The 11,875-nt window shown below is 73.6% G+C and carries 7 protein-coding genes; 6 read left to right on the forward strand and 1 reads right to left on the reverse strand.

Annotated features, from left to right (window positions below):
• The first annotated feature begins 58 nt into the window (after positions 1-58).
• Complete coding sequence (locus tag OHA98_RS32210) at positions 59-1,414, forward strand: VWA domain-containing protein (protein WP_266930752.1); 1,356 nt, start codon at positions 59-61, stop codon at positions 1,412-1,414.
• Positions 1,415-1,488: 74 nt separating this feature from the next.
• Positions 1,489-2,898 carry an FHA domain-containing protein gene (locus OHA98_RS32215; protein WP_266930753.1) on the forward strand — a complete coding sequence of 470 codons (1,410 nt, stop codon included), beginning with the start codon at positions 1,489-1,491 and terminating at the stop codon, positions 2,896-2,898.
• Between the two features lie 16 nt (positions 2,899-2,914).
• Here the strand turns inward: OHA98_RS32215 and OHA98_RS32220 are convergent, their stop codons facing one another.
• Positions 2,915-3,907 carry a methyltransferase domain-containing protein gene (locus OHA98_RS32220; RefSeq protein ID WP_266930755.1) on the reverse strand — a complete coding sequence of 331 codons (993 nt, stop codon included), beginning with the start codon at positions 3,905-3,907 and terminating at the stop codon, positions 2,915-2,917.
• Positions 3,908-4,066: 159 nt separating this feature from the next.
• Between OHA98_RS32220 and OHA98_RS32225 the strand changes: the two genes are divergently transcribed.
• The 4 genes from OHA98_RS32225 to OHA98_RS32240 all read left to right on the forward strand — a co-directional run bounded on the left by OHA98_RS32225 (position 4,067) and on the right by OHA98_RS32240 (position 11,780).
• Positions 4,067-4,471 (forward strand): globin, encoded by a 405-nt coding sequence (locus tag OHA98_RS32225; RefSeq protein WP_266930757.1) that lies wholly within the window; start codon positions 4,067-4,069, stop codon positions 4,469-4,471.
• Positions 4,472-4,616: 145 nt separating this feature from the next.
• Positions 4,617-7,949 carry an ABC transporter permease gene (locus OHA98_RS32230; RefSeq protein WP_266930759.1) on the forward strand — a complete coding sequence of 1,111 codons (3,333 nt, stop codon included), beginning with the start codon at positions 4,617-4,619 and terminating at the stop codon, positions 7,947-7,949.
• Position 7,950: 1 nt separating this feature from the next.
• Positions 7,951-10,818 carry an FtsX-like permease family protein gene (locus OHA98_RS32235; RefSeq protein WP_266930761.1) on the forward strand — a complete coding sequence of 956 codons (2,868 nt, stop codon included), beginning with the start codon at positions 7,951-7,953 and terminating at the stop codon, positions 10,816-10,818.
• The gene (locus tag OHA98_RS32240) at positions 10,815-11,780 is read left to right on the forward strand and encodes an ABC transporter ATP-binding protein (RefSeq protein ID WP_266930763.1); all 966 of its coding nucleotides are present in this window, start codon (positions 10,815-10,817) and stop codon (positions 11,778-11,780) included. The genes OHA98_RS32235 and OHA98_RS32240 overlap by 4 nt, the downstream gene beginning before the upstream one ends.
• Positions 11,781-11,875: the final 95 nt, after the last annotated feature.

The following is an 11,875-nucleotide window of genomic DNA, read 5'->3' on the forward strand; positions in this document are numbered from 1 at the left end:
CGGTCCTCCGGCCGCATCCCAGTCCTCCGGCTGATTCCCGCCTCTAGGAGCCGATCAGATGGCCAACTTCTCCAAGTCGAACGTGCCGCAGTTCTCGGTCGAGGTGTACCAGAACGAGTTCCTGCCCGACGGCGGCCGCGAGGTCAACGCGATCGTCACGGTCACCTCGACCGGCGGCGGCACCACCGGCGGCATACCGCTGAGCGGTGCGTCGGCCTCGCCCACGCGCCTTCCCGGGCAGGCGGACGCCGCCGTGGTGATCATGGTCGACTGCTCCGGGTCGATGGACTACCCGCCGACGAAGATGCGCAACGCCCGTGACGCGACGGCCGCGGCCATCGACACCCTGCGCGAGGGCACCCGGTTCTCGGTGGTCGCCGGTACGCATGTGGCCAAGGACATCTATCCCGGCAACGGGCGGCTCGCCACCGCCGACGCGCGGACCAGGGCGCAGGCGAAGGACGCGCTGCGCCGGCTCAGCGCGGGCGGCGGCACCGCGATCGGCACCTGGCTGCGGCTCACCGACCGGCTGCTCGCCGCCGCCGATGTGGACATCCGGCACGGCATCCTGCTGACCGACGGCCGCAACGAGCACGAGTCCCCGCAGGACCTGCGGGCCGCCCTCGAATCCTGTGCGGGCCGCTTCACCTGTGACGCCCGCGGGGTCGGCACCGACTGGGAGGTGAAGGAGGTCACCTCCATCGCCTCCGCGCTCCTGGGAACGGCCGACATCGTCGCCGACCCGGCGGGCCTGGCCGCGGACTTCACACAGATGATGGAGAACGCGATGGGCAAGGAGGTCGCGGACGTGGCGCTGCGGCTCTGGACGCCCGTCGGAGCCGAGATCAGGTTCGTGAAGCAGGTGGCGCCCACCGTCGCCGATCTGACCGGCAGGCGCACCGGGGCGGGGCCCCGCGCCGGGGACTACCCCACCGGTTCCTGGGGCGACGAGTCCCGCGACTACCACGTGTGTGTCCGGGTCCCCCAGGCCGGAATCGGACAGGAGATGCTGGCGGCCCGCGTCTCGCTGATCCTTCCGGACCCCTCCGGCGGCGCCCCGCAGGCCCTGTCGCAGGGACTCGTACGGGCGGTGTGGACGGACGACATGGCCGCGTCCACGTCGATCAATCCGCAGGTCGCGCACTACACGGGACAGGCGGAACTGGCACAAGTCATCCAGCAGGGGCTCGACGCACGCAAGTCGGGCGACTTCGACGGCGCGACCGCGAAACTGGGCCGCGCGGTGCAGCTCGCGTCGGCCTCCGGGAACGAGGACACCGCGAAACTGCTTTCGAAGGTGGTCGACGTCGTCGACGCGGCGACCGGTACTGTGCGACTGAAGGCGAAGGTCGCGGAGGCGGACGAGATGACCCTCGAAACGCGCTCCACCAAGACCGTTCGCGTCAAGAAGTAACGAGAGCGCAACACACCGCGACCGAATGAGCATGACGGCCTGCGGGCCGGACGAGGAGAGGGGGAAGCGCCGACATGCCGACCTGCCCGAACGGACACCAGTCGGGTTCCGAGGACTGGTGCGAGGTCTGCGGACACCGCATGGCCGGAGCGGGTGCGCCCGCCGGCGCGGTACCGCCGCCGCCTCCCCCGCCGCCCGCGCCCGGATACGGCTTCCCACAGGGCCCCGGCCCTGGCTCGCAGCCGACCGTGCACGCCGAGCTGTGCCCGCAGTGCCGCACCCCGCGTGAGGCGATGGCGCCGTTCTGCGAGGAGTGCCGCTGGAACTTCCTCACCAACACGGCGACCTCGTACACCCCGATCGCCCCGCCGCACGGCGCTCAGAGCGGCAGCCCGGTGCCGGGGCTCAACCTGCCGCCCGGCTTCCAGGCCCAGCAGCCGCCGCAGCAGGCGTCGCCCCCACAGCCTCCGCAGCAGCAGTCGGCACCGCCGCAGCAGCCGCGTGATCCGTTCGAGTACCAGGGCTCGCGCCCCTCGCAGGTGAACCGCCCGGCCGAACCGCTCGCGTCGGAGCAGCCCGGTCCCGGGCTGGGCGGCCCCGGTGGGCAGCCCGGCCCCGGTGGGCAGCTCGGTCCCGGTGGGCAGCCCTGTCCCGGTGGGCAGGGTGGGCCGCCGCCTCCGCCGTCGTTCCAGCAGGGGCCTCCGCCGTCGTTCCAGCAGAGTGCGCCGCCCCCTCCGTCGTTCCAGCAGCAGCCCGCCCCGCCGTCGTTCCAGCAGCAGTCGGCGCCTTCGCCGTTCCCGCCGCACCAGCAGCAGTCGGCACCGCCCGCGCAGCCGCAGGCCCCGCAGACCGGCGGGGACGACTGGATGCTGTCACCTCCCTCTCAGGCACAGGCACCGCAGGCACAGGCACCACAGGCGCCCCAGGCACCTCAGCCGCCCGTCCCGCAGCTGCCGCAGGGATACCAGCCGCAGGTTCCGCAGACGCCCCAGACGTCCCAGGGGCCGCAGGGAGCACCGCAGTTCCCGGGGCAGGGACACGAGCAGGGGCAGCACCAGCCGCCCGCCGCTCACGGCGCCACCACCTGGACGGCCGTCATCGCCCCGGACCGTGAGTACTTCCTGGCGATGATGCAGCGCAGCGGCCCCGAGGCGACCGGGCTCAATCTGCCCGCGTACTCCCCGGAGCAGCGCCTCGCGCTCACCGGCAACCAGATCACCATCGGGCGCCGCCGGCACAGCACCGGGGAGTCGCCCGACGTCGACCTCTCGGTGCCGCCGGAGGACCCGGGCGTCTCGCACCAGCACGCGGTGCTGGTGCAGCAGCCCGACGGGAGCTGGGCCGTGGTCGACCAGAACTCCACCAACGGCACCACGCTCAACGGTGCCGAGGACCCGATCCAGCCCTATGTCCCCGTCCCGCTCCAGGACGGTGACCAGGTGCACGTCGGTGCCTGGACGACGATCACGGTCCGCCGGGACTGATCCGGACCGGTCCGGATCAGGGGTCCACCTCGGCGAGCGGCCAGGCGTACGGCCCCTCCGGGTCGTCCAGCCAGGCCCACTGCCCGTCCGGCCCGACCGTGATGCCGTACCTCTCCCTCCGGGGGCGCCGCTCGCGCCGCCAGAGGGAGAGTGCTTCGTGCGGATCGAGACTGCCCTCGGTCAGGGTCAGCAGGAAGTGGAAGAGTTCCTCGTCGAACACGTCCCTCGGCAGTCCGCCGAGGGGCCGGCTCCGGGCGGGCGGGGGCAGCGCACCGCGCAGGTGCACGAAGTACGCCGGGGTGTGCAGGAACCGGCCCTCCGCGTACCGGCCGTGCGCCGTCTCCCGTACGCGCAGGGAGATCAGCCCGGTCGCGAACGGGGCCAGGATCCGTCCGCCCGGCCGGCACTGGGCCAGCCAGGCGTGCGGTACGGACGGCAGGGTGCAGGTGGCGATGATCCGGTCGTACGGGGCCCGTGCCGGGCAGCCGCGCGCCCCGTCGCCCGTGATCACCGCCGGGCGGTAGCCGGCCGCGGCCAGGTGGCGGCGGGCCGACTCCGTGATCTCGGGGTCCAGGTCGACGGTGGTCACGGCCCGGTCGCCGAGCCGGTGGGCGAGCAGCGCCGCGTTGTATCCGGTGCCCGCGCCGATCTCCAGGACCGTGTGCCCGTCCCGTACGTCCAGTTCGTCGAGCATCCGGGCCATCAGGGAGGGCTGGCTGCTCGACGAGATGAGTTCGCCGTCCCGGATCCGGGTGGCCAGCGGGGCGTCCGCGTACACCCCGCGCAGCCAGCGTCCGCGCCGCGCGGGATCGGGGTCCTCGCCCCAGAGCCGTTCGTACCCCCGGGACCCGCTGATGTAGAAGTACGGCACGAACAGATGGCGCGGTACGTCCTCGAAGGCGGCCCGCCAGGCGGGGTCCCCGAGCGCTCCGGCCGCCGCGACCGCCCGCGCCAGGGACCACCGCGCCGCCTCGACGTCGGCCGCGAACTGTTCGTGGTGTGCGCCCATGCCCCCACTGTCCTGCGGCGGCGCTCCGGGGGCGAGTACCGCGACGGACTCCGCGGCGGGTGTTGCGGTCGGGGGCGGCCGGGCGGGTGTACGGGCGGGTGTACGGGCAAGGGTCCTAGGACCCGGGTCCTCGGCCGGTGCGTCTGCGACCATGGACGGGTGACAGAGATTCCGCACGGCACGCTTCAGGAGCAGACCTTCTACGAGCAGGTCGGCGGCGAGGAGACCTTCCGGCGCCTGGTCCACCGCTTCTACGAGGGGGTCGCGGACGACGAGCTGCTGCGGCCGATGTACCCGGAGGAGGATCTGGGCCCGGCCGAGGAGCGGTTCACGCTGTTCCTGATCCAGTACTGGGGCGGCCCCCGGACCTACGGCGAACAGCGCGGGCACCCCCGGCTGCGGATGCGGCACGTGCCGTTCCGGGTCGACCGGGCCGCTCATGACGCCTGGCTGGGCCATATGCGGGTCGCGCTCGACGAGCTCGGCCTGGCGCCCGAACACGAGCAGCAGCTGTGGAAATACCTCACCTACGCCGCCGCCTCGATGATCAATACTGCGGACTGATATCCGGAATGCAGGACTCCATCCCCGGATAACGGTCACGATCGGATCAAGGTGACCCCGCAAGCGGTTTCCATAACCCTGTGCCCTCTGAAAGCATCACCTGGACGTCGGGGGGCGTGCGGGTTCAGGGGTTCTGGGGGGTCAGGTGACGGGTTTCGTCTTTCTGCGGGTGAGGGCGCACCGGCTCCTTCTCGCCGCCGCGCTCCTGGCGGTGCTGCTGACCACATCGGTGCTGGCGGCGCTCACCGCGTTCTCCGGTTCCGTGGGCGATGCCGCGCTGCGTCACACGCTCACCAACCGCTCCGCCGCCTCCGCCTCCCTGGTCGTCTCCGCCCAGGTGGACCAGCAGAACCGGCAGGAGCGCGAGCAGGCGGAGCAGGCCGCCCGCAAGGCGGCCCGCGAGACCTTCGGCGGGCTGCCCGTGACCGTACGGAAGCTGGAGAGCTCGGGGCCGTACGCGCTGCCGCGCGACCTCCAGGCCCCGGCCGCCCGGCGCGGTGAACCCGACCTCACCCACTTCGCCGCGCTCGACCGCAGCCGGGTCCGGCTCACCGCGGGCCGGCTGCCGGTGGCCACGAAGGGCGAGGGCCCCGTACAGGTGGCCCTGCCCGGTGTCGCTGCCGAGATCCTGAAGCTGAAGCCGGGCTCCCGGCTCACCCTCACCGACCGGCTGAGCGAAACCCGGCAGCAGGTGCTGATCACCGGCCTGTACGAGGTGTCCGACCAGTCCGACGCGTACTGGCAGCTGGACTCGCTCAACGGGCGCGGGGTCCGCAAGGTCGTCTTCACCACCTACGGCCCGCTGCTCACCGATCCCGCTCTGCTCGGCTCCGGCCGGCTCAGCACCGGCGACACGTCCTGGCTGGCCACGGCCGACTTCCGGACGGTGACCACCGACTCCATGGACGCGCTGCGCGAGGCGTCCACGAACGGGCCGAAGGCCCTGCTGGCCACCCCGGTGTTCAAGAACAGCGCCACCGCGCGGATCGGGCTCCCCACCGTTCTCGACCAGACCGACCGGGCGCTCCTCGTCGCCCGCTCGACGCTGATGATCGTCGCGGTGCAGCTCGTACTGCTCGCCGCGTACGCCCTGCTGCTGGTGGCCCGGCTGCTGAGCAGCGAACGCGGCGGCGAGACCGAACTGCTGCGGGCCCGCGGCGGTTCGCGTGGCCGGATCACATCGTTCGCGGCGATCGAGGCCCTGATGCTCGCGGTGCCCGCCGCCGTCATCGCCCCGCTGCTCGCGGGGCCGCTGACCCGGCTGCTCGCGGAGCGCAGCGAACTCTCGCGGATCGGGCTGCGGTTCGGGGAGGCGACCACCGGCACGGTGTGGCTGGTCGCCGCCGCCGTCGCGCTGGCCTGCGCACTGGCCGTGGTGGCGCCCGCGCTGGCCGCCAGTGCGGGCGGCGGTGGCCGCAGAACGCGCGCCGCCGCCCTCCCCGGCCCGGTGCGCGCGGGTGCCGACCTCGGACTGCTGCTGATCGCCGCGGTGGCGTACTGGCAGCTGGACCGCCAGACCGGCGGTTCCGGCGGCGGGGCGCTCAGCGGTGACCGGGAGGGGGACCTCGGCATCGATCCGCTGCTGGTGGCCGCCCCCGCGCTGGCGCTGCTCGCGGGCACCGTACTGACCCTGCGCCTGCTGCCCCCGGCCGCGAAGCTCGCGGAGCGCCGCGCGGCGAGCGGCCGCGGGCTGCCCGCCGCGCTGGCCGGCTGGCAGTTCAGCCGTCGGCCGCTGCGCGGTGCCGGACCGGTGCTGCTGCTCGTCCTCTCGGTCGCGATGGGCATGCTGGCCATCGGTCAGAGCGCCTCGTGGAACCGCTCGCAGGGCGACCAGGCGGACTTCCGCTCCGGCGCCTCGGTCCGCATGGTGGGCGGGCTCAGCGGCGATCCGGCGAAGGCCGCCACCTACCTGGAACTTCCCGGCGTGCGGGAGGCGGCACCCGCCTACCGCACCGAGGTGGAGCTTTCCGGCCAGCGCATGGGCCAGGTCATCGCCCTGGACACCGGGCACGCCGACGAGGGCATGCTGATCCGCGCCGACCTCGCCGACGGGAAGCCGCGGCAGCTGTTCGACGCGATCGCCCCAGCGAAGACCGTCCGTACCGGGCTGTTGCTGCCCAAGGGCAGCGAGCGGCTGACGTTCGACGTACGGATCGACGGCCGGGCCGCGAAGAAGCGGGCCGCGGGGCCGCCGGAGCCGGGGCCGACGGTCACCGTGCTGCTGGAGGACCGCTACGGCCTTCCGCACCGGATACTCGCCGGGCAGATACCCATCGACGGCAAGCCGCACACCCTCTCGCTCCCCGTGGCCGCCACGGCCGAACTGGCCGTGACCGGCTTCGAGATCGACGACCAGCCGGCCGGGGACCGCACCCGGCAGCGCCGGTTCACCGTGAGCGGGCCGGCCGCCACGACCGCCGATGGCGGGCAACGGCCGCTGCGCGCGCAGGACGGACTGCGCTGGCAGGCCGTCACGACGATCAACGAACTCGGCGAGGAGCGGCCCGGTCCGGTTCCGGCCGAGGCGAAGACGTCCGGGGACGCCCCGGCCTTCGACTACAACACCGGGATCTCCGCGGACGGACCGTCGGAGTACATCCCCGCGACCAGCAGCCTGCGGATCGCCACCGTCCGCCCGAAGGCGGCACCGCTCAAGGCGGTCGTGACGGACGCGTATCTGAAGGCCGCGGGCGCGAAGCTGGGCGATGAGGTCGACCTCAACCTGGCCGGGAACGTGGTGCGGGTGGCGCTCGTGAAGTCCGTACGCCAGCTGCCCACGACCGGCGCCGACGCCGACGCCCTGACGGAATCCGGGGACTCCGCGTCCCGGGCCAAGGACGGCGGCGGCATGCTGCTCGACCTCCGGTCCGTCACCGCACTGCTCGCCGAACGGGCGGGTGCCACCATCTCCCCCACCGAGTGGTGGATGAGCACGGACCCCGGTGACTCCTCGAAGGTGGCCGCCGCACTGCGCGAGCTGCCCGACACCGACCCGGCCCAGGTCCAGGTGCGCGACGAGACCGCCCAGGACCTGGTCAACGACCCGCTGGGGGCGGGGCCGCAGTCCGCGCTCCTCGCCGTGACCGTGGTGGCCGCCGCGCTGGCGGCGGTCGGCTTCGCGGTCAGCGCGGCGGGCTCGCAGCGTGAACGGTCCGCGGAGTTCGCGGTGCTGCGGGCCCTGGGGGCACCGCGCCGCCGGCTGGCCCGGATGATCGCCGCCGAACAGGGCGTGCTGATCACGATCGCGCTGCTGGTCGGGCTGGCCCTCGGAGCCGCACTGACCAGGGCAGTCGTGCCACTCATCGTGCTGACCAGGCAGGCGGCCCAGCCGGTGCCCGAGGTCCTGGTGCAGCTGCCGGCCGGCCAGGTCGCCACACTGCTGGCCGGGGTCGCCGCGCTGCCGTTGCTGACCGTAGCGGCGATCGCGCTGCGCCGCGCCGACCCGGCGGTATCGCTGCGCCACCAGGGGGACAACTGACATGAGTGCCGACCAGAACCAGACCCCCGGAGCCCCGGGGGGCACGGACAGGACCGGGGCCGTCGCACGGGGCGCGGCCTGCGCCCCCTGGATCCGTACCCGGCTGCGTACCGCTCCGGGCGCCGCGGCGGCGCTCGCGGGGCTGGTGCTGCTGACCTCGTTCCTCGCCGCCGCGTTCCCGCGTTCGGTGGAGGCGTACGAGACGCGGGGGCTGCGGCACGACATCGTCTCGGCCTCACCGGCGCGCAGCATCCTGGAAGTGACCTCGCCGCTCCCCGATCCCGATCTGAGCCCGGACACGCAGGACGCCGCGGTGCGGGGCGCCGGGCTGGCCGAGGTCGACACGGCGCTGAAGCAGATGCTGCCGGAGCCGGTACGGCCCGACCTCCCGAGGTCCTCCTACGGGGTGCACACCACGAACCCCGCCGCCGCGACCGAGCGGTGGCTGGACCGGCCCAACGGGCTCGACCCGAAGCTCACCTTCGCCACCCCGTCGGCGCTCGACAAGCACAGCAGGCTGCGCTCCGGACAGTGGCCGAAGGTCCGGGACGATGTCAGCGTGGACAGCCGGGAGGTGGAGGCCGCGGTCACCGCCGAGACGGCGTCCGCCCTGAAGATCAAGGTCGGCTCCACGATCGCGGTGCCCACCCGCACCGGTGAACCGCTGACCGTACGCGTCACGGGCATCATCACCCCCCTGCGGCCCGCCGAGAGCTACTGGTCCGTCGAGCCGCTGTTCAAGGCACCGGTGCTGACCCCGACGCCCCCGACGCCGCGTGGCGGGGGGGAGCCGCTGTTCTTCTGGACGGCCGCGCTGCTGCTGCCGCAGGACGCCGCGCCCGCCCTGCTCGCCACGATGAACAAGCCCGAGGTGTACTGGCGCATCGCTCCGGACACCTCGCGGCTCACCGGGCTCGACGTGGCCGGGCTCCGGTCCGCCGTCGCCTCGCTGGAGAGCGGACCGGAGCTGCTGAACGTGCGGGAGACCGTGGGCCCCACCGCGGCGCTCACCACCTCGCTGGACGACATCGTCCTCAGCCATGCGCAGATGCGGTCCGCGATCGGTCCCGTCGTGACGGTCGCCGGGGTCGGGATCGGGGCGGTCGCCGCCGTCGTCCTGCTGATGACGGGCGCCCTGATCGGCGGACGCCGCCACAGCGAACTGGCCCTGATGCGCTCGCGCGGCGGCTCCCTGCGGGGCATCGGCCGGCGCCTGTTCACGGAGACCGCGGTGACCGTGCTGCCCGCGGCGGCGCTCGGGCTGCTGCTCGCCGTACTGACCGTCGGGCAGGCCCGGCTGTGGCCCGCGGTGACCGCCGCGGCAGTCACCGCCGCACTGGTCTGTGTCGCGCTGCCGCTCCGTACGACGTTGCAGCACGTCCGGCCGCAACTGCACGGCGCCCGGGACGACATGATGAACGCCCGGCCCTCCCAGCGGCGCACCATCGCCGAACTGACCCTGCTGGTCCTGGCGATCGGCGCGGTCGCCGCGCTGCGCCGCCGGGGCACGGGCGCGGGCGGCGGCACCGACCTGCTGGTCAGCTCGGCACCCGTACTCGTCGGGCTGATCGCGGCCCTCGTCCTCGTACGGCTCTATCCGCTGCCCCTGCGGCTGGCCTCGCGCCCCGTCGCCCGGCTGCGCGGTGCCATCGGTTTCCTGTCGCTGGCCCGCGCCGGGCGCGCCTCCTCCAGCGGCACACTGCCGTTGCTGGCGCTGCTGATCGCGCTGACCACGGCGGCGTTCGGCGGCTCGGTGCTGGCGGGGATCGGGGACGCCCGTGACGACGCGGCGCTGGCGGCGGTCGGGGCGGACGCGCGGATCAGCGGTCCGGACGGGCCTCTTCCGCTGCCGGACGGCCTCGCCGAGCGGGTGCGCAGGGTGGACGGTGTCGATGATGTGGCGGCCGTCCAGGTCGAGTTCGGCGTCGTGCTGCCGGCCGCCCCGGGCGACGGCGGTCAGACGAAGACCGCCGCCCTGCTGGGCGTCGATCCCCAGTCGTACGCACGGCTGGCACGGTCCACGGGCCTGAAGTCCTTCCCCGCGCACCGGCTGAAGGCCACCGGCTCGGCGGCGCCGGTCCCCGAGGGCACGGATCCCTCACGCGACCGGGTGCTCCCCGTGATCGCCTCGCCGTCGGTGGCCGAACGGCTGGGGAAGGGCACGCACGCCGTCGACGCGCTCGCCGGGGACTTCAAGGTGAAGGTCGTGGGTGTCCAGCCGCTCACCTCGGCGGTGCCCAACACCGACTTCATGATCGTCAACAGCGCTTCGCTCACCTCGCGGCAGACCACGGCACTGTTCGTCACGGGCTCACAGCCGGACGCCGAGGAGCTGCGCGCGGCGACCCGGGACGCGGGCAAGGACCTCGTCGTCCGGCTGCGGTCCGTGGAGCGCGAGGCGTTCGTCGACAGCCCGATGCAGGAGGGCGCCGGGCGGATCTACACGGCGGCCATCGCGGCGGGCGCCGGCTACGCGCTGCTCGCCGTGCTGCTGTCGCTGCTCCAGACCGCGCCGGAGCGCACCACGCTGCTGGCACGGCTGCGCACCATGGGGCTCACCACCCGGCAGGGCAGGCGGCTCCTCGCGTTCGAGGCCATGCCGCAGGCGCTGCTGGCCGCCGTCGGCGGTCTGCTCGTCGGCTGGGCGACCATCACCCTGCTGGCCCCCGGGGTGGACCTGGCCTCGCTGGCGATGTCCGGCACCGCCGGAGCCGCCCCGCTCACCGTTTCGCTGCGTGCCGATCCCTGGTCGCTGGTGCTCCCGGCGCTCGGGGTGGTCGTTCTCGCCGCCTCCGTGGCGGGCGTCCAGGCCTGGTGGGCGAGCCGCCGCGGATCGATCACCGAACTCAGGGCAGGAGACACCCGATGACGTCGTCCACCGAGACCACTCTGGCGGAACTCGAACAGCGGGCGGCGACACGCCGGGACCGCCCCTCGTACGGGCATGACGCGCTGATCGCGTGCGACCGCCTGGTACGTATCTTCACCACGGACGGGGTGGAGGTGCAGGCCCTCCAGGGCCTCGATCTGCTGGTCACCGAGGGCGAGTTGATGGCCCTGGTCGGCGCGTCCGGCAGCGGCAAGTCCACGCTGATGAACATCCTGGCGGGCCTGGACGTGCCGACGGCCGGATCGGCGAAGGTCGCGGGCTGCGATCTGCTGTCGATGGGACCGAAGGAACGGCTCCGCTACCGCCGTGACGTGGTCGGGTTCGTCTGGCAGCAGACCGCCCGCAATCTGCTGCCGTACCTCACCGCGGTCCAGAACATCACGCTGCCGATGCAGCTGCGCGGCGGCGGCCGCAACCGCGAACGGGCCGCCCGTGCCGAGTCGTTGCTCCGGATGCTCGACATCGAGGACTGCCGTGACCGGCGGCCGCAGCAGCTGTCCGGCGGGCAGCAGCAGCGGGTGGCCATCGCGGTGGCCCTGGCCAACAGCCCCTCGGTGCTGCTCGCCGACGAGCCGACCGGCGAACTGGACTCGGCCACCGGCGAGCAGGTCTTCGCCGCGTTCCGCCGCGCCAACGAGGAGCTCGGCACATCCATCGTGATCGTCACGCACGACCAGGCGGTGGCGAGCGAGGTGCGCCGTACGGTCGCGATCCGGGACGGCCGTACGTCCTCCGAGGTGCTGCGCCGCACGGAGGTCGACGCGGCGACGGGCCAGGAGTCCCAGGTGGCCCGGGAGTACGCGATGCTCGACCGCGCGGGCCGCCTCCAGCTGCCCGCCGACTACACCGAGGCGCTGGGCATGGAGCACCGGGTGATGCTGGAGCTGGAGCAGGACCACATCGGCGTGTGGCCGGACGCCCCGGAGGGCCCGGTCAAGTAGGCCGGCGAGGCGGACACGTACGGGACGGGACCACGCGGGACGGGACCACGCGGGACCGGCACGCGCGGGCAAGTAGGGCTGGCACCAGGGAGGTT

The sequence above is a fragment of the Streptomyces sp. NBC_00654 genome (genome assembly GCF_026341775.1).
Classification (GTDB): Bacteria; Actinomycetota; Actinomycetes; order Streptomycetales; family Streptomycetaceae; genus Streptomyces.

Coding starts and splice junctions, on each gene's coding strand:
- OHA98_RS32240 (WP_266930763.1), top strand. CDS start 10,815: ATGACGTCGTCCACCGAGACCACTCTGGCGGAACTCGAACAGCGGGCG.
- OHA98_RS32220 (WP_266930755.1), bottom strand. CDS start 3,907: ATGGGCGCACACCACGAACAGTTCGCGGCCGACGTCGAGGCGGCGCGG.
- OHA98_RS32215 (WP_266930753.1), top strand. CDS start 1,489: ATGCCGACCTGCCCGAACGGACACCAGTCGGGTTCCGAGGACTGGTGC.
- OHA98_RS32210 (WP_266930752.1), top strand. CDS start 59: ATGGCCAACTTCTCCAAGTCGAACGTGCCGCAGTTCTCGGTCGAGGTG.
- OHA98_RS32235 (WP_266930761.1), top strand. CDS start 7,951: ATGAGTGCCGACCAGAACCAGACCCCCGGAGCCCCGGGGGGCACGGAC.